This window comes from Streptomyces sp. NPDC002619, from assembly GCF_042889305.1.
Classification (GTDB): Bacteria; Actinomycetota; Actinomycetes; order Streptomycetales; family Streptomycetaceae; genus Streptomyces.
Genome location: NZ_JBIAQV010000002.1, coordinates 206,217 through 224,462, shown reverse-complemented (window position 1 = coordinate 224,462; position 18,246 = coordinate 206,217). Strand labels below are relative to the sequence as shown.

Sequence of the window (18,246 nt, the reverse complement as noted above, 5' to 3'; positions counted from 1 at the left end):
CGACCGGGGTGCGCCGGGCCACACTCCTTCTTCTCCCTTTGCGTGCTAGCGGAGCCGATCCATGCTCACGACCCTGAACACCTCCTACACAGACACCAGCGCGGCCGACCTCGCCTGGGCACTGGGACGCGAGCCGCTCCCCGCCCTGGCCACGCTTGACCTCGAACTCACCGGGACGAAGCTGCAGTTGAGACTGCTCGGCGCGTCCCACCAGGTGCTCCTGGACGAGGAGCGGGGCCGCTGTTCGGAGACGGTGGCGTGTATTGCGGGGTCCAGCACCCCGCTTCCGCTGGGCGTCGCCAAGCGCGTCGGCGACTGGGAGTACGAGTTCGCGGCGCGCGTGGAACTCCTCACGCCCGGCTCCTTCGCGGGCCGCGCCCAGGAGTTGCTGGCCCTGGTCTCCGACCACCCGCACGGCCTCGCCGGTGTCTTCCCCGGCAGCCCGCACGCGTTCACGGCACTGCTCGCCCACCAGCACGAGGGCCAGGTGCACTGGCGTACGTGGCACGCGTATCCGCAGGACGGGCAGTTGGTGGCGACGCGGACGCGCGTGGGCGTACGGGTGCCGACGGCCCCACCCCGTATCGGCGAGGGTCCGAAGAGGCAGCGAGCCGCCCGGGACGACGTAAACCCCCAGCGCGTCAGAATCGGCTAGTTCCACACGTGTGGGTGACGAAGCGTGCCCGGCAAGTGACGTAACGTCGCAGGATGATCGAACCGCACGCCCCCGCCCGTCCGGGCGCCCCGCCGTCCTGGCGTGGTCCCGCGCGGTTGCCCGTCCGGCCGGGGACCGGCCGGTTCCTGGTCCTCGCGGGCGTCTTCGTCTGCGCGGCCTGCGGCCTCGTGTACGAGCTCGAACTAGTCGCCCTCGCCTCGTACTTGATCGGCGACTCGGTCACCCAGGCCTCCGTCGTGCTGTCCGTCATGGTGTTCGCGATGGGGATCGGTTCCCTCGCCGCCAAGCGGCTGTCCGGGCACGCGGCGATCGGTTTCGGCGCGGTGGAGGCGGCGCTCGCCCTCGTCGGCGGGTGCAGCGCCATGGCCCTGTACGCCGTCTTCGCGTGGACCGGCGACTGGGGCGGGCTGTGGGCGAGCGGCCCCCGCTGCCTCCTCGTCGCCTTCTCCCTCGCCATCGGCCTGCTCATCGGCGCCGAGGTCCCGCTGCTGATGGAGCTGATCCAGCGCATCCGCCGCCAGGACGCGGGCGGCGCGGTGGCCGACCTGTTCGCGGCGGACTACGTCGGCGCGCTGGTCGGCGGCCTCGCCTTTCCGTTCCTCCTGCTGCCGTTCCTGGGCCAGTTGACGGGCGCGCTGCTCACCGGCACGGTCAACGTCATCGCCGGCGGCGCCCTGGTGCTCGGCCTGTTCCGCCGCGACCTGAGCCCTCGGGCGCGCTGGGTGCTGCTGGTCGCCAACCTCGCCGTTCTCGGCGTCCTCGCCTCCGCCGCCGCACTCGTCGGCGACTTCGAACGGGCCGCGCGGCAGGCGGTGTACGGCAGGGAGGTGCGCGTGGCGCTCCAGACCGACGTGCAGGAGGTCGTCCTCACCGGCGGCACCGGGGGACACCCGCTCGACCTGTTCCTCGACGGCCGGCTCCGCGTCGGCGGCCGCGACGAACGCCGGTACCACGAGGCGCTGGTCCACCCCGCGATGACCGGGGCCCATGCGCGCGTGCTCGTCCTGGGCGGCGGGGACGGTCTCGCCGCGCGGGAGGTGCTGCGGTATCCGGACGTACGGCGGGTCGACGTGGTCGAACTCGATGCCGGGCTGGTGCGGTTGGCGCGCCACGACCCCGGCCTGTCCGCGCTCAACGAGCACGCGTACGGCGACGCCCGCGTCCATGTCACGGCCGAGGACGCGTTCCGCTGGCTGCGCGGGACGCCCTCGGCGGCGTACGACGTGGTGATCGCCGATCTGCCCGATCCCGGGATCACGGCCAGCACGAAGCTGTACTCCCAGGAGTTCTACGGCCTCACCCGCCGCGTCCTGAGAGGCAGCGGGCGGCTGGTGGTCCACGCGGGACCGGTGACGGCCCGCCCGCGCGCGTTCTGGACGGTGGACGCGACGATGCGGGCGGCGGGCCTGGCAACGACCCCCTACCGCGTCTCCGGCCGCGACTCCGGTTTCCCGCCGGGCCCCGACCTCTCCGCCGACGCGTCCCGGGCCCCGCACGACTGGGGCTTCGTCCTGGCCACCGCGGGCACGTCACCGCCGACGCTGCGCCTGGACCCGCTGGGCCCACGCCTGCACACCCTGACGGGGGCGGATCTCACGGCGGACGAGTGGTCGGCGGCACGGACCCGGGTACCGGGGCTGCCGGCGTCGACGTTGGTGCACCCGCGGTATTGAGAACGCAGCGATACGGAGAAGCCAGGAGAACGGGAGGGTACGTCCCGGCCACACCTGGGTAGGCTCAGGCGACATGGAGTACGAGGTCTTCGTTCCGGTTCCGGTCGAGCGGCTCAGGGAAGCACTCGCCGATCCCGCGCGGGTCGCGAGGGCGGTGCCCGGTCTCCAGCAGGACGCCGGCGCCGAACCCGTCACCGCCCGCCTGAAGGTACGGTTCGGCAGCCACTCGGTCACGTATCGCGGGGTGGTACGCCTGTCGGCGCTGGACGCCGACGCGTACGCCATCGAGGGCGACGCCGTGGAGGCCCGAGGCACGGGCACGGTGAAACTGTCCCTCACCGTCCACCTCCACCCCACGCCCGACGGCACGACGGTCAAACTCGACGGCACGGCAACGGCAGACGGCCGAGTGACGGAACTGCGGCCGGAAACGGTGACATCGGCAACGATCCGTTTGTTGAACCGGTTCGTGGAGGCGCTGGCGGAGGCACCGACGGCGGGGGAGCCGGCGGAGGCCAAGAGCGGCGAGGGGACGGAGGGCGACCCGGGGCGGGTTCCGGAGCCCGGGGGCGAATCGCAACCGGAGCCGGAGGCGGATTCGGAGGCGGAACCGGAATCGGAGGCCGAGCCGGAACGGACCCCGGAGGCCGAGGCTGAGCCCACGAGCGAGGCGGGCGCGCCGCAGGCGGATGGGGCGGACGGCGGCGCGGACGAACCCGCAGCCGCCGACGGTGAGAGCGCCCCACAGGGGCCACCCCCACCCGACGACGAAAGTGGTACGGGTGGTGCCGGTGGGAAACATGAACCCGGCGATGGCGAAGCCGAGCCGCACGCCTCCGTCTTCGACGCCGAGATCCCCCCACCGTCCCTCGACCCCACCGCCGACGACGAAGAACCCCCCGCCGAAGCCGCGCACGCGCGCCGCACGATGATCGGCCGCAGCGCCGAAGAGGTCGACCACGCCCCACCCCGCGGTCGGTACGCCCCCGTACCCGCCCCCCAGACCATCGCCGCCGGCTCCACCCTCCGCTGGGCGGCCCCCGCAGCCGCGCTCGTCGTCGCGTCGGCGATCATCGTGGGCCGCGCCCTGCGCAAGCGCCGCTGACCCGCACCAGCGACACGACCGGAAACGCCCTCTTGATCGCCCAAGTAAAGTCGTCCCGTGAGTAACGAAGACATCACGCTGACCGCGGGCGACGCGGAAGCGACCGTCCGCCCCGGCAACGGCGGCCGCATCGGCAGCCTCCGTGTCGCCGGTGCCGAACTCCTCCGCCAGGGCGACCGTTTCGGCTGCTTCCCGATGGTCCCCTGGTGCGGTCGCATCAGGGACGGCCGCTTCGTGAACGGCGCCACCGTCCACCAGATGCCGCTCAACTCCCCGCCGCACGCCATCCACGGCACCGCCCGCGACGGCTCCTGGCGCACCGCCCGCGTCACCGCCGGCGAGGCCGTCATCACGTACGACCTGGTCGATCCCTGGCCCTACCCGGCCCGAGTCACCCAGGCCGTCGCGCTGACCGAGGACAGCCTGACGCTCACGATGTCCGTGGAGACGTACGACTCGTCCTTCCCGGCGCAGATCGGCTGGCACCCGTGGTTCAACCGGAACCTGGGCGGCGAGGACGTCCAGGTCGACTTCACCCCCGCCTGGCAGGAGGAGCGCGGCGACGACCACCTGCCCACCGGGAAGCGCATCGACCCGAAGCCCAGCCCCTGGGACGACTGCTTCGGCATGCCCGACGGAGTCGACGTCACCCTCACCTGGCCGGGGCAGCTGGAGCTGAAGGTGGCGAGCCGCGAGGAGTGGGTCGTGGTGTACGACGAGCAGGAGGCCGCCGTCTGCGTCGAGCCGCAGACCGGTCCGCCGGGCGGCCTCAACACCCTCCCGCACCTGGTCACACTGCTGGAGCCGCTCGAGGCCTCGACCACCTGGACCTGGCGCCGCCTTTAAGCTGGCTGCCATGACGGACGTACGCGGCGTGCTGCTGCAGCAGATCAAGGACAAGGCCGTGGTGCACGGCAAGGTGACCCTGTCGTCGGGTCTGGAGGCCGATTACTACGTCGACCTGCGCCGCATCACCCTCGACGGCGAGGCCGCCCCGCTGGTCGGCGAGGTGCTCCTGGATCTGACCGCGGACCTGGAGTTCGACGCGGTCGGCGGGCTGACCATGGGCGCCGACCCGGTCGCCGCCGCGATGCTGCACGCCGCCGCCGCGCGGGGCCGCAGGCTCGACGCGTTCGTCGTCCGCAAGGCGGCCAAGGCGCACGGGCTGCAGCGCCGCGTCGAGGGCCCGGAGATCAAGGGCCGGCGGGTGCTGGTCGTCGAGGACACCTCCACCACCGGCGGTTCGCCGCTCACCGCGGTGGAGGCCGTGCGTGAGGCGGGCGCCGAGGTCGTCGCCGTCGCGACCATCGTCGACCGGGCGACCGGGGCCGCCGAGAAGATCCAGGAAGGCACGGGAGTTCCGTACCGGTTCGCCTTCTCGAAGGACGACCTCGGCCTCGGCTGAAGCGTCGGCTGACCGCCACCGGACGACTCCTCGACCGAAGCACCGGGCAGCGGCCCATGTCTGGAAAGATGGGGACGACGACGACGTCACCCCCAAGGTCTAGGTCAGGGCCGTAGTACGCAGAACGCCGACCGCACACTCAAGGAGCGGACAGATGCCCATCGCAACCCCCGAGGTCTACAACGAGATGCTCGACCGGGCGAAGGCAGGCAAGTTCGCCTACCCGGCCATCAACGTCACCTCTTCCCAGACCCTGAACGCGGCGCTGCGCGGCTTCGCGGAGGCGGAGAGCGACGGCATCATCCAGATCTCCACGGGCGGCGCCGAGTTCCTGGGCGGCCAGTACAGCAAGGACATGGTCACCGGCGCGCGGGCCCTGGCCGAGTACGCGCACATCATCGCCGAGAAGTACCCAGTGACGGTCGCCCTGCACACCGACCACTGCCCGAAGGACAAGCTCGACGGGTACGTGCGCCCGCTGCTCGCGATCTCCGAGGAGCGCGTGAAGGCCGGCCAGAACCCGCTCTTCCAGTCGCACATGTGGGACGGCTCCGCCGAGACCCTCACCGACAACCTGGCCATCGCGCAGGAGCTGCTCGAGCGCGCCCAGGCCGCGAAGATCATCCTCGAGGTGGAGATCACCCCGACCGGCGGCGAGGAGGACGGCGTCTCCCACGAGATCAACGACTCCCTCTACACGACGGTCGACGACGCGATCCGTACGGCCGAGGCGCTGGGCCTGGGCGAGAAGGGCCGCTACCTGCTGGCCGCGTCCTTCGGCAACGTGCACGGTGTGTACAAGCCGGGCAACGTCGTCCTGCGTCCCGAGCTGCTGAAGGAGCTGGCCGACGGCGTGGCCGCGAAGTTCGGCAAGCAGTCGCCGTTCGACTTCGTCTTCCACGGCGGTTCCGGCTCCACCGAGCAGGAGATCGCGACCGCGCTGGAGAACGGCGTCGTCAAGATGAACATCGACACGGACACGCAGTACGCCTTCACTCGTCCGGTGGCCGATCACATGTTCAAGAACTACGACGGCGTCCTGAAGGTCGACGGCGAGGTCGGCTCCAAGAAGACGTACGACCCGCGCACCTGGGGCAAGCTCGCCGAGGCGTCGATGGCCGCGCGTGTCGTCGAGGCGACGCAGAACCTGCGGTCGGCGGGCACGAAGATCAAGTAAACGTCGCCTGCATTTCCGCCTGCATTTTCAGCGAGCCCGCGCCTCAGTGCCGGGCTCGCTGTATATCTATGGTCATGCCCGATGTCCGGTTGGCCTCGTCCCAGGGCAAGTGGATCCTGCTCACGACCGTGCTCGGCTCCAGCATGGCCATGCTGGACTCGACCGTCGTCAACGTAGCCCTGCCCACCATCGGCCGCGATCTGAACGCGAGCCTGTCCGCCCTCCAGTGGACCGTCAACGCGTACATGCTCACCCTGGCCGGGCTGATCCTGCTTGGCGGCTCCCTCGGCGACCACTACGGCCGCCGCAAGATCTTCGTCATCGGTGTCGTCTGGTTCGCGGCCGCGTCCCTGCTGTGCGGCCTCGCGCCCACCGACATCGTCCTGATCGCGGCTCGTGCCCTCCAGGGTGTCGGCGGCGCGCTGCTGACCCCCGGCTCCCTCGCCCTCATCCAGGCCTCCTTCCACCCGGACGACCGCGCGAAGGCCGTCGGCCTGTGGTCCGGGTTCGGCGGCATCGGGGCGGCCGTCGGCCCGTTCCTGGGCGGCTGGCTGGTGGACGGCCCCGGCTGGCGCTGGGTGTTCCTGCTCAACGTCCCGCTGGCCGTCGTCTGTGTCCCCGTCGCCCTGCGCCACGTCCCCGAGTCGCGGGACAAGCAGAGCCACGGCCGCTTCGACATCCTCGGCGCGGTGCTGGGCGCGCTGTCGCTGGCCCTGGTGACGTACGCCCTGATCGAGGCGACCAACGGTTCGGTCGTCGTCGCCGTCACGGCGGTGGCGGGCGTCGCGGCGGGCGTGGCCTTCGTGTACGTCGAGAAGCGGCGCCAGGACCCGATGATGCCGCTGGACATCTTCGCGTCGCGCCAGTTCACCGCGGTCAACCTGGTCACCCTGTGCGTGTACGCGGCCTTCGGCGGCTTCTTCTTCCTCACCGCGCTCCAGCTCCAGGTCGTGGTCGGCTACTCGGCCCTCCAGGCCGGTACGGCCCTGCTGCCGACCACCGCGCTCATGCTCCTCTTCTCGGCCCGCTCCGGCGCCCTAGCCGACCGCATCGGCCCGCGCATCCCGCTCACCGTGGGCCCACTGCTGTGTGCGGTCGCGATGCTGCTGATGCTGCGCGTGGGCAAGGACGCGAACTACCTCTACGACGTGCTGCCCGCCCTGGTGGTGATGGGCGCGGGCATGGTCACCCTGGTGGCCCCGCTCACCGCCACCGTCCTGGCCTCCGTGGACACCGACCGGGCGGGCCTGGCCAGCGGCATCAACAACGCGGCGGCGCGCGCGGCCGGTCTGATCGCGGTGGCCGCGCTGCCGCTGCTGGCCGGGATGGGCCCGGAGGCGTACCGCTCGGCGGACGCCTTCAACGCGGCGTTCGACCGGGCGATGCCCCTCTGCGCGGGCGTCCTGGTCGTCGGCTCGATCCTCGCCTTCGCGACGGTCCGCCGCCCACCCCCGGACTGCACCCGCGCCCAGTGCCGCGTCCACGGCAACGTGACGTCCCCACCGGTGGAGCCGGGCCGCGGCTCTACGGCTTCCAGCGCTGATCGAGCCGCGTGAGCGACCGTTTTGTCGAGAACGGCGGTGCGTCGGTGGGGGAGGTCGGCAGGGGCCGTACGCGATCGTCACCGATCAGGGACGATGCAGCAGACTGGAACCCATGAGCATTCACGAGAACCTTCTCGGGGGGCCGCCCCCCACCCACCTCCCCGACGACCCGGCGCCCCGGGAACTGCTTGCGTCCGGCACCGCACCCGCCGATGTCGCCGCCAAGTACCCCACCTCCTCGCTCGCCTGGGCTCAGCTGGCCGACGACGCATTCGAGCGGGGCTCGGTCGTCGAGTCGTACGCGTACGCCCGTACGGGCTACCACCGAGGGCTTGACGCCTTGCGCCGCAGCGGCTGGAAGGGTCACGGCCCGATCCCCTGGGAGCACGAGCCCAATCGCGGCTTCCTGCGCGCCCTGCACGCCCTCGCCCGCGCCGCGCAGGCGATCGGGGAGCAGGAGGAATACGAGCGCTGCACGCAGTTCCTGAAGGACTCCTCGCCGGCGGCGGCCCAGACCCTGGGCTGAACCGCGGAGACCGGTGTGGCCCGTCTGGCGGCAGGCGGGCCTTGCCGGATCCGGGGTGATTGCGGAGGATGCCGGTGGGGACCGGGGCCCCCGTGCCGGCATCGGCAGGGGCGGACCGCTACCCGGAGCAACAACAGGAGACAGCGATGTCCCAACAGGCTCGCCCCCTTGCCGAGGCCGCTGAGCCCGAGACCCCGCATCTCGACTTCGCGGGCACGACGCCGTACGAGGACTACGTCCGGGCCGATGTGCTCACCCACCTCCAGCACACCCTCTCCGACGACCCTGGAGAGATGGTCTTCCTGGTCACCACCCAGGTCATGGAGCTGTGGTTCACGGTCGTCGTGCACGAGTGGGAGACCGCGGCGCGGGCGCTGCGGTCCGACGACGTGCCGGTGGCGATCGACGCGCTCAAGCGGTCGGTACGCGAGCTGGAGGCGCTGAACGCCTCCTGGAAGCCGCTGGGCCAGCTCACCCCGGCCCAGTTCAACTCGTACCGTTCCGCCCTCGGCGAGGGCTCCGGCTTCCAGTCGGCGATGTACCGCCGCATGGAGTTCCTGCTCGGCGAGAAGTCCGCGTCCATGCTCGTACCGCACCGGGGCGCCCCGCGCGTGCACGCCGAGCTGGAGAAGGCCCTGCACGAGCCGAGCCTGTACGACGAGGTGGTACGGCTCCTCGCGCGCCGCGGGCATGCGATTCCGGAGGCGGTGCTGGGGCGGGACGTGTCGCAGCGGTACGAGCCCGTGGAAGCCGTCGAGGCTGCGTGGACGGCCGTCTACTCCGGCGACCAGAACGCCGAACTCGCCCGTCTCGGCGAGGCGTTGACCGACGTCGGTGAACTCGTGTGGCGCTGGCGCAACGATCACCTTGTCGCCACCCGCCGTGCGATGGGTGCCAAGCCCGGCACCGGCGGCTCCGCCGGTGTGGCCTGGCTGGAGAAGCGCGCGCGAGGCAACGTGTTCCCGGAGCTGTGGACGGCGAGGTCCCATGTCTGAACTGGCCTTGCGGGCAGAGAAGTTGGATGCCGAGGACGAGCTGGGGGCGGTGCGTTCCCGGTTTGTGCTCGATGACGTGGTGTACCTGGACGGGAACTCACTGGGCGCGCTCCCCGCCCACGTCCCAGGCCGGGTCGAGGGCGTCGTCCGCCGGCAGTGGGGCGAACTGCGCATCCGCTCCTGGGACGAGAGCGGCTGGTGGACCGCGCCCGAGCGGATCGGCGACCGGATCGCTCCGCTGGTCGGGGCGGCACCGGGGCAGATCGTCGTGGGAGACTCGACAAGTGTCAACGTTTTCAAGGCACTTGTGGGTGCGGTGAGGCTGGCGGGCGAGGGCCGGGACGAGATCCTGGTCGACGCGACCACGTTCCCCACGGACGGGTACATCGCCGGGTCGGCCGCCCGGATGACGGGGTGCGCGCTGCGCCCGGTGACCCCGGCCGAGGTGCCGGACGCGCTGAGTGACCGTACGGCGGCCGTACTGCTCAACCACGTCGACTACCGCACCGGCCGACTCCACGACCTGCCGTCGCTCACGGCGGCGGTGCGGGAGGCGGGCGCCGTGTCGGTCTGGGACCTGTGCCACAGCGCGGGCGCGCTGCCGGTGGGGCTCGACGAGCACGGGGTCGATCTGGCGGTGGGCTGCACGTACAAGTACCTCAACGGCGGCCCGGGTTCACCGGCGTATCTGTATGTGCGGAGCGGGTTGCAGGACCGATTCGACTCGCCGCTGCCCGGCTGGAACTCCCATGCGGAGCCCTTCGGCATGCGGTCGTCGTACGAACCAGCGGCGGGCGCGGTGCGCGGGCGCGTCGGTACGCCGGACATCCTCTCCATGCTCGCCCTGGAGGCGGCGCTGGAGGTCTGGGAGGGCGTGTCGGTGGCGGCGGTCCGCGCCAAGTCGCTCGCCCTGACGGACTTCTTCCTGGAGTGCGTCACGGCCTACGTCCCGGAGGGCCTCGTCGAGTCCCTGACCCCGGAGCCGCACGAGGAGCGCGGCAGCCAGATCGCGCTGCGCTGCTCCCCCACCCTCGGCTTCGCTCGAGCGGGAGGTACCCCCATCGCCGGTGAGGTGATGAAGCGGCTGATCGAGCGAGGGGTGGTGGGTGACTTCCGCCACCCGGACGTGGTGAGGTTCGGCTTCACACCGTTGTATGTGGGCTACGGCGACGCGGAGAGGGCGGCGCGGGTACTGGGCGAGGTGCTGTAACCACCAGCCGCCCTGCGGGCAGTCGTGCCTCCCCCCACTCTTCGAGCGGGGGGGGGGACCCCCGGCGGCACGGGTGGGCGATGGGGGTCCCCCCGCTCGAGCGAAGCCGAGAGTGGGGGAGGCACCCCGCAGGCGCGGGCAAGTCCCCCCCCCGCTCAGCCCCAACGCAGCGTCACCCGCCAACACCACCACGTCACCACCCCCCACCGCCAAACGCCCACGTCACCGGCCTGATACCGTCACCGCCATCTCACCTGGTCCGCCGAACCCCGTTACGCCGCTGAGAGGTTGGAGCATGCCGGACGACGCCGCCGCAGCCCGGGCCGCCGCCGAAGAGGAGTCGGCCTTCTCCCACCCGCCCGTCGACCCCGACGCCACCGCCGCGTACGGCGACCACCCCGACCAGGTGATCGACTTCTACGCCCCGCACGCCCCGGAACTCCCGGAGTCCGACGCCCAGGCCCCTCTCGTCGTGGTCCTGCACGGCGGAGCCTGGCGCGCACCGTACGACCGCCGCCACATCACCCCCTTCGCCGACTACCTCGCCCGGCGCGGCTTCGCCGTGGCCAACGTCGAGTACCGGCGCGGCGCCACACTCCCGGCCCAGGGCGGCGCCGGCCCGGTCGCGGGCCGCTGGCCGGACACCTTCGACGACGTCGCCGCCGCACTGGACGCACTGCCCGCGCTGGTCCGCGAGGCGCTCCCGCAGGCCGACCCGCGCCGCACGGTGCTCACCGGCCACTCGGCCGGCGGCCACCTCGCCCTGTGGGCCGCGGCCCGGCATGTCCTGCCCGCCGACGCCCCGTGGCGCACCGGTGGCCCCGCCGCCCTGCGCGGCGTGGTCGCCCTCGCCCCGATCGCCGACTTCGCGGTGGCGGAGAAGCTGGACGTCTGCGGCAACGCGGCACTCCAACTCCTGGGCGGAGAAGACAAGTTCGCCGACCGTCAGCCGTACGCCGACCCCGCCCTGCTCCTGCCGACGGGCATCGCGACGGCCCTGGTCCAGGGCCGTACCGACATCGTCGTCCCGCAGGCGGTGGCCGAGGCGTACGCGGAGGCGGCGGCGAAGGCGGGCGAGGTGGTGGGGCTGACGCTGCTCGAGGACGTCGGCCACTTCCCGCTCATCGACCCTGCGGCGGACGCCTGCGCGGTGGTGGCGGAGGAGATCGCGCAGCTGGCGTGGTGATGAGGTAGTACCTGAGACGGACCCCGAATGACCCGTCTCACAGGTGACGACGGCGACCCGGACCTCGCCCTACGGTTCTGTGCGTGACCGAGACGACCCACACGCAGCCGACGCCGCCCAAGAGCACGAACGAGGCGTACGAGGCGTACAAACCGCGCAGCCCCGAGGTCCGGGCGGCGCTGGAGGCCCTGCGCGGGCTACGGCAGGACCTGTTCCGCGACGCGTTCGCGTACCGCCCGCTGCCTCACATGAGCGTCGACGGCCCGATCACCCGCAGGCTCCGCGGCCGTAAGCGGGAATGGGCGGCCTGGACCCCGCACGCGATGGTGGCCGTGGCCGGGGCGGTGGCGTTTCTCCTGGCCCTGGGGAGCAGTGACGGCAACGCCCGGGCCCTGCTGTACGGTCCCCTGGCCCTGGCCCCGGTCCTGCTGACGCTCGTCCGTCCGGTGGGCGCGTTCTGGCTGTCGCTCGTGGCGGCCACGGCCGTCGCGGTGGTGAGCAGGCCCTGGGACAGCTGGCCCTGGCTGCCGGGGAGCTTCGTCTCCCACCTGGTGGTGCTCACGGTGGTCGCGATACGCACCCGCCCGCGTACCGCGGCCTGGATGTGGGTGGTGACGGCGGTCTACGGCTTCGCGGCAGAGTGGTTCTTCGGCGGGTTCCACTACGACACCAACACCGCACCCATGCTGGTCGTCTCCGCCCTGGTGCTGTTCGCCGTGACCGTCCGGCACGTCCGCCGTGACGCCAGGCAGGAGGTGACCGCGCAGCAGACGGTGACCGCGCACGAGCGCTCCCGCCGCACGCTGCTGGAGGAGCGGACGACCATCGCGCGTGAGCTGCACGACGTGGTCGCGCATCACATGTCGGTGGTCGCCATCCAGGCGGAGGCCGCGCCCTACCGGGTGGAGAACCCGCCGCCGGAACTGGAGAAGGCCTTCGCCACGATCCGGGAGAACGCGGTGGCGGCGCTGACGGAGCTGCGCCGGGTGCTGGGTGTCGTACGGGCCGAGGACTACGAGGCCCCGGACGCCCCGCAGCCCACCCTCGCCGACCTGGACGGACTGCTCGCCAACGTGCGCGAGGCGGGGCTGGCCGTCGAGAAGGTGGTGACCGGCGCGGTGCGTGAACTCCCGCAGGGTGTGGAGCTGTCGGCGTACCGGATCGTCCAGGAGGCGCTGAGCAATACGTTGCGGCATGCGCCAGGGGCGAGCGCGCGGGTGGAGATCGGATACGTGTTGGGCGGGCTGGGCCTGCGCATAGTCAACGGCCCGCCGCCCGCGCCGGCGCTGATCAAGCCGTCGCCGGGGGCGGGGCACGGGATCACCGGGATGCGGGAGCGGGTGTCCATGCTGAACGGCGAGATGACCGCGGGGCCGGTGGAGCTTCAGGACGGCGGTGGATACGAGGTGGCGGTGTTCCTGCCCGTCGCGGTCGAGAGTGGTGGTGAAGCATGACGACCGGGACGATCCGGGTACTGATCGCGGACGACCAGATGATGGTCCGCGAGGGCTTCTCGGTGCTGCTGAACGCGATGCCGGACATCGAGGTGGTGGGGGAGGCGGTCAATGGACGTGAGGCGGTGGACCGGGTACGGGAGCTGACTCCGGACGTGGTCCTGATGGACATCCGCATGCCCGAGCTGAACGGCATCGAGGCGACGCGGGAGATCGTGGTGGCCGACGGTACGGCGAAGGTGCTGGTGCTGACGACGTTCGACCTGGACGAGTACGTGTACCAGGCGCTGCGGGCGGGAGCGTCGGGCTTTCTGCTGAAGGACGCGTCGGCTCGCCAACTGGCGGACGGGGTGAGGGTGGTGGCGGCCGGCGAGGCGCTGCTGGCACCCTCGGTGACGAAGCGCCTGATCACGGAGTTCTCGAAGCTGGCCGAGGCACCGAGGTTCGCGCCTATGGCGCATGCGGCGTACGGCGACCTGACGGAGAGGGAGACGGAGGTCCTGATCCTCATCGCCCAGGGCCTGTCCAACGCGGAGATCGCTGAGCGGCTGGTGGTGGCCGAGTCGACGATCAAGACCCACGTGAGCCGGATCCTGGTGAAGCTGGGGTTGCGGGACCGGACGCAGGCGGCGGTGTTCGCCTACGAGGCGCGGTTGGTTACGCCCGGGTGAGATTTGAGGGCGGTGAGGCGGCTCGGGTTCGGTGGGTTTCGGCCGGGGAGAGGGTGGGTGTTCCTCGGTTTTGGGTTGCCCCTGTGGCACAAATCCACCCATCGGCTAGCGTCCGGGCATGGCTGATGATTCCGAGCTCGCTTTCGCCCCCTGGGACCCCGCGTTCCTCGCCGACCCCTACCCGGCCTATGCCGAGCTGCGGGGGCGGGGGAGGATCCTTCACTACGCCCCGACCGATCAGTGGCTCGTGCCGCATCATGCCGACGTCAGCGCGTTGTTGCGGGACCGGCGGCTCGGGCGGACCTATCAGCACCGGTTCTCGCACGAGGACTTCGGGCGTACCGCGCCTCCGGTCGAGCACGAGCCGTTCCACACGCTCAACGATCACGGGATGCTCGACCTCGAACCGCCGGACCACACCCGGATCCGGCGGCTCGTGTCGAAGGCGTTCACGCCCAGGACCGTGGAGCGGCTGAAGCCGTACGTCGAGGAGCTGGCCGGGGAACTGGTCGTCGGGCTGGTGGAGGCCGGGGGCGGTGATCTGCTGGCCGATGTAGCCGAGCCGCTGCCCGTTGCCGTGATCGCCGAGATGCTGGGGATCCCTGAGGCGGATCGGGGGCAGTTGCGGCCCTGGTCGGCCGACATCTGCGGGATGTATGAGCTGAACCCCGGGGAGGATACGGCGGCCAAGGCCGTGCGGGCGTCGGTCGAGTTCTCGGAGTATCTGCGGGAGCTGATCGCGGCACGCCGCAAGGAGCCCGGCGAGGATCTGATCTCGGGCCTGATCGCCGCCCACGACGAGGGCGACCGGCTCACCGAGCAGGAGATGATCTCCACCGCAGTACTGCTGCTCAACGCCGGCCACGAGGCCACGGTGAACGCGACGGTCAACGGGTGGTGGGCGTTGTTCCGGAATCCTGAGCAACTCGCGACCCTGCGCGCCGATCACTCGCTCGTGCCGTCCGCCGTGGAGGAGTTGATGCGGTACGACACTCCGCTCCAGCTCTTTGAGCGATGGGTGCTCGACGAGATCGAGATCGACGGCGTCACCGTTCCGCGCGGTGCGGAGGTCGCCATGCTCTTCGGGTCCGCCAATCATGATCCCGGCGTCTTTCCCGAACCCGAGCGGCTGGATCTCACCCGCAAGGACAACCCGCATATTTCGTTCAGCGCCGGCATCCACTACTGCATCGGCGCCCCCCTGGCCCGCATCGAACTGGCCGCCTCCATGAGGGCCCTGCTGGAGCAGGCTCCGTCCCTGACCTTGGCGGCAGAGCCGGAGCGGAAGCCGAACTTTGTGATCAGAGGCTTGAAGGGGCTGAGTGTGGAGGTGGGTTGATCACCCGTTCGGATGATCACTGGACGAATCCGGGCGATGGGTGCGGCACGCTCGCCAAGCTGGTGCCCGCCTGCGAAGGGAGGCACCATGACGGTTATGGCAGAGCGCACGTCGTCTCAGTTGTCAGTGGACATGTTCGAGCGAATCGCCGAGTTCGCCGCCCGTGAGGACGAGACCGTCAGGTTCGAGTTCATCGACGGACGGATCGAGGTCAAGAAGGTGACGAACGGCAGCCACGGCGAGATCGCCATGTGGTTGGTCTTCCAGTGCAAGCAGGCTCGGTCCGACCTCACCCTCAACACCACAGGCCAGGGCTTGAAGGTCGAGGCGTACCGGAACGGTCGAGCACGGCCCGACGCCGTGCTCGCTCCGGTGGGTCACTTCAACGGACAGGGCGAGTGGGCCGATCCCGAGGGCGTGCTCATGGTCGTCGAGATCACCTCCTTCGACTCGGACACCCACAAGCGGGACCGAGTCGAGAAGCCTCAGGCCTACGGGGAGGCCGGTATCCCCGTCTACCTCCTGATCGATCGCGACAGGATGAAGGTGGTGGTACACAGCGACCCGGACCCGCGGATCGGGTACCGCGACGTCCACATGGCGGAACTCGGCGAGAAGGTGGTCCTTCCCGGACCTGTCGGCTTCGAGCTCGACACCGAGGACCTCAAGCAGTACGTCGACTGACGTCCCCGGCCGCCGTCACGTCGTCATGTCCCGCCTCCGCAACCCCACCAGCCCCGCCGCCACCAGTGCCACCGCCAGCGCCGTGAGGATCAGGACCGGCGTCCAGGCCATCTCCCCGCCCGGCATCTTCGGCAGGTGGCCGAAGGGGGAGATGTCCAGGAGCGTTTGCGGGAGGTTCAGCGCCGGGCCGACCCAGCCGATCAGCAGGACCGCGCCGGCTACGCCCCAGGCCGCGGTCGCCGCTCGCGGCAGCAGGCCGTAGAGGAGTACCGCCACTGCGCCGATCACCCAGATCGCGGGCACCTGGACCAGGCACGCGCCCAGGATCGGGCCCAGCTTCTTGCCGTAGCCCGCGGCGAAGCCCAGGCCCGTCAGCAGCATGAGCAGGGCCGCGCCGCCGAAGGCGATCGTCAGGTGGCCTGCCGCCCAGCGCAGGCGGCCCACCGCTGCCGCCAGGAGTGGTTCCGCTCGGGCCGACGTCTCCTCGCCGTTCAGGCGGAGGACCGATGCCACCACGTACAGCGCCGCGATCAGGCCCATCAAGCCGATCGTCGAGGCCAGGAACGCGTCCGTCAGGGCCGCGTGGCCGCCCATACGCTCGAACATCTCCCTGGCCTGCTTGTTGTTGCCGACCAGGTCGGCAGCTCCGTCCGTCAGGCCGCCGTAGATCACCCCGGCCAGGAAGAAACCGATCGACCAGCCGAGGACGCTGCCCCGCTGGAGGCGCCAGGCCAGGGCACCCGCCGACGCCAGCTTTCCCTGGGCCGGGCCGGGGCGGGTGGGCAGGAAGCTCATGCCGATGTCCCGGCGGCCGGCGAGTGTGTAGGCGGCGGCTGCTTGGACCGCCGTCGCCGCGATGAAGAGGAGGAGGACCCAGGCGTGGTTGTCCGCGAAGGCGCGGGTGTTTTCCAGCCAGCCCAGGGGGGACAGCCAGGTCAGGATCGAGGAGCCGTCCGTCGTCGCCGAGTCGCCCGCCGCTCGTAGGAAGAATGCCGCGCCGAGGACCGCCGCCGTCAGGCCTCGGGCCAGGCGTGCGCTCTCCGTGAGCTGGGCGATGATCGCCGCCATAGTCGCGAAGACCATGCCCACCCCGAAGATGCCGAGGGCGAAGAGCAGGGCTCCGGCCGCGCCGTACGTCGCCAGGCCTGCCGTGATCAGCAGGGCCAGGGCCGCGTTCGCCACCGCCGCCGCCAGCAGGCCCGCCGTCAGCGGGGCCCGGCGGCCGACCATGCCGGACGACAGCAGTTCCTGGCGGCCGCTCTCCTCCTCGTCCCGGGTGTGGCGTACGACCACCAGGAGGCTTGTCACGGCCGCGAGCGCGCCCGCGTAGACGCCTACGCGCCACGCTGTGAGTGCGCCGAAGTTGTCGTCGAAGACCGGGCCGATCAGGGCGCGCAGGGAGGCGTTGGTGGACAGTTGGTGGATCAGGTCCGCTCGGTCCGCCTGGGTGGCGTACAGGGTCTTCAGTGAGCTCGGCATGGAGAGGACCATCAGCGCGTTCACCGCGACCCAGACCGGGATCATCACGCGGTCCCGGCGCAGGGCGAAGCGCAACAGGGTGCCTGTGCCTGCCAGTTGACGAGAGCCGCCGGTGCGGGCGGCGAAGGTCGTGGCGGTCATCGTGCGTCCACCTCGTCCTGGTAGTGGCGCAGGAACAGCTCCTCCAGGGTGGGAGGCGTCGAGGTGAGGGAACGAACGCCCGACTCGCTCAACTGGCGCAGTACGGCGTCCAGTTTGTCGGTGTCGACCTGGAGGCGGACGCGGCGGCCCTGTACGTCGAGGTCGTGGACGCCGGGGAGGTGGGCCAGGCCGTTGGGCGGGCCCGCCAGTTCGGCGGACACGCTGGTGCGGGTCAGGTGGCGCAGGTCCGCGAGGGAACCGCTCTCCACCGTGCGGCCCTTGCGGATGATGCTCACCCGGTCGCACAGCTCCTCCACCTCGCTGAGGATGTGGGAGGACAGGAGGATCGTGCGGCCCCGGTCGCGTTCCTCCTCCACACAGCGCTGGAAGACCTCCTCCATGAGGGGGTCCAGTCCGGAGGTCGGCTCGTCCAGGATCAGCAGGTCCACGTCCGAGGCGAAGGCGGCGACCAGGGCGACCTTCTGGCGGTTGCCCTTGGAGTAGGTGCGGCCCTTTTTGGTCGGGTCGAGCTCGAAGCGTTCGATCAGGTCGGCGCGGCGGTGTACGTCCAGGCCGCCACGGAGACGGCCGTACAGGTCGATGACCTCGCCGCCGGAGAGGTTGCGCCACAGGGTCACGTCGCCGGGGACGTAGGCGATGCGGCGGTGGACCTCCACCGCGTCCTTCCACGGGTCGCGGCCGAGGATCTGCGTGGCGCCGGCGTCCGCGCGCAGGAGGCCGAGCAGTACGCGGATGGTGGTGGACTTGCCGGCGCCGTTGGGGCCGAGGAAGCCGTGGACCTCGCCGGTCTCGACGTCCAGGTCGAGACCGTCCAGGGCGTGCGTCGTACCGAACGACTTGTGCAGCCCGGAGACCGTGATTGCCTTCGTCATGGTTCAGAACGTACGCTTCTTTCAGAAATTTGTGAAGTTAAGGAAGCATATAAAGCTCTCGATAGACTGGTGAATGGTGTCTGAGCAG

Annotated in this window: 17 protein-coding genes; 15 read left to right on the top strand and 2 right to left on the bottom strand. The window is 71.0% G+C overall.

Features of this window, described 5'->3' with window-relative positions; all coding sequences use genetic code 11:
• The first annotated feature begins 61 nt into the window (after positions 1–61).
• From ACFYXB_RS05145 to ACFYXB_RS05075, 15 genes are all read left to right on the top strand, one after another.
• Positions 62–655: a DUF2617 family protein gene (locus tag ACFYXB_RS05145; protein WP_389577863.1), complete on the top strand. Its 594-nt coding sequence runs from the start codon at positions 62–64 to the stop codon at positions 653–655.
• Between the two features lie 53 nt (positions 656–708).
• Positions 709–2,349, top strand: coding sequence for a polyamine aminopropyltransferase (locus ACFYXB_RS05140; RefSeq protein ID WP_389577860.1), 1,641 nt, complete (start codon positions 709–711; stop codon positions 2,347–2,349).
• 73 nt (positions 2,350–2,422) lie between these two features.
• Positions 2,423–3,454: an SRPBCC domain-containing protein gene (locus tag ACFYXB_RS05135; RefSeq protein WP_389577857.1), complete on the top strand. Its 1,032-nt coding sequence runs from the start codon at positions 2,423–2,425 to the stop codon at positions 3,452–3,454.
• A gap of 57 nt (positions 3,455–3,511) precedes the next feature.
• Positions 3,512–4,300: an aldose 1-epimerase gene (locus ACFYXB_RS05130; protein WP_389577855.1), complete on the top strand. Its 789-nt coding sequence runs from the start codon at positions 3,512–3,514 to the stop codon at positions 4,298–4,300.
• Positions 4,301–4,310: 10 nt separating this feature from the next.
• Positions 4,311–4,859, top strand: a complete 549-nt coding sequence (pyrE, locus tag ACFYXB_RS05125; protein WP_389577853.1) for an orotate phosphoribosyltransferase — start codon at positions 4,311–4,313, stop codon at positions 4,857–4,859.
• Between the two features lie 154 nt (positions 4,860–5,013).
• A complete protein-coding gene (gene fbaA / locus ACFYXB_RS05120) occupies positions 5,014–6,036 on the top strand; it encodes a class II fructose-bisphosphate aldolase (RefSeq protein WP_389577850.1) in 1,023 nt (340 codons plus the stop codon).
• 74 nt (positions 6,037–6,110) lie between these two features.
• Positions 6,111–7,592, top strand: a complete 1,482-nt coding sequence (locus ACFYXB_RS05115; RefSeq protein WP_389577847.1) for an MFS transporter — start codon at positions 6,111–6,113, stop codon at positions 7,590–7,592.
• A 100-nt stretch (positions 7,593–7,692) separates the two neighbouring features.
• Complete coding sequence (locus ACFYXB_RS05110; RefSeq protein ID WP_351360560.1) at positions 7,693–8,106, top strand: DUF3151 domain-containing protein; 414 nt, start codon at positions 7,693–7,695, stop codon at positions 8,104–8,106.
• Positions 8,107–8,252: 146 nt separating this feature from the next.
• Entirely contained in the window at positions 8,253–9,101 is an 849-nt protein-coding gene (locus ACFYXB_RS05105) for a tryptophan 2,3-dioxygenase family protein (RefSeq protein ID WP_351360557.1), read from the top strand.
• Positions 9,094–10,311 (top strand): kynureninase, encoded by a 1,218-nt coding sequence (gene kynU / locus ACFYXB_RS05100; protein ID WP_389577843.1) that lies wholly within the window; start codon positions 9,094–9,096, stop codon positions 10,309–10,311. Before ACFYXB_RS05105 ends, kynU begins: the two co-directional genes overlap by 8 nt.
• A 295-nt stretch (positions 10,312–10,606) precedes the next feature.
• Positions 10,607–11,497: an alpha/beta hydrolase gene (locus tag ACFYXB_RS05095; RefSeq protein ID WP_389577840.1), complete on the top strand. Its 891-nt coding sequence runs from the start codon at positions 10,607–10,609 to the stop codon at positions 11,495–11,497.
• Positions 11,498–11,580: 83 nt separating this feature from the next.
• Positions 11,581–12,951 (top strand): sensor histidine kinase, encoded by a 1,371-nt coding sequence (locus ACFYXB_RS05090; RefSeq protein ID WP_389577837.1) that lies wholly within the window; start codon positions 11,581–11,583, stop codon positions 12,949–12,951.
• Entirely contained in the window at positions 12,948–13,622 is a 675-nt protein-coding gene (locus ACFYXB_RS05085; RefSeq protein WP_388501271.1) for a response regulator, read from the top strand. The genes ACFYXB_RS05090 and ACFYXB_RS05085 overlap by 4 nt, the downstream gene beginning before the upstream one ends.
• 118 nt (positions 13,623–13,740) lie before the next feature.
• Complete coding sequence (locus ACFYXB_RS05080; protein WP_389577835.1) at positions 13,741–14,961, top strand: cytochrome P450; 1,221 nt, start codon at positions 13,741–13,743, stop codon at positions 14,959–14,961.
• 87 nt (positions 14,962–15,048) lie between these two features.
• Positions 15,049–15,645, top strand: a complete 597-nt coding sequence (locus tag ACFYXB_RS05075) for a Uma2 family endonuclease (protein ID WP_389577833.1) — start codon at positions 15,049–15,051, stop codon at positions 15,643–15,645.
• A gap of 15 nt (positions 15,646–15,660) precedes the next feature.
• Here ACFYXB_RS05075 and ACFYXB_RS05070 read toward each other — a convergent pair whose 3' ends face one another.
• Positions 15,661–17,265, bottom strand: coding sequence for an ABC transporter permease (locus ACFYXB_RS05070; protein ID WP_389577831.1), 1,605 nt, complete (start codon positions 17,263–17,265; stop codon positions 15,661–15,663).
• Positions 17,262–18,158: an ABC transporter ATP-binding protein gene (locus ACFYXB_RS05065; protein ID WP_351360535.1), complete on the bottom strand. Its 897-nt coding sequence runs from the start codon at positions 18,156–18,158 to the stop codon at positions 17,262–17,264. The genes ACFYXB_RS05070 and ACFYXB_RS05065 overlap by 4 nt, the downstream gene beginning before the upstream one ends.
• Between the last annotated feature and the right edge of the window lie 88 nt (positions 18,159–18,246).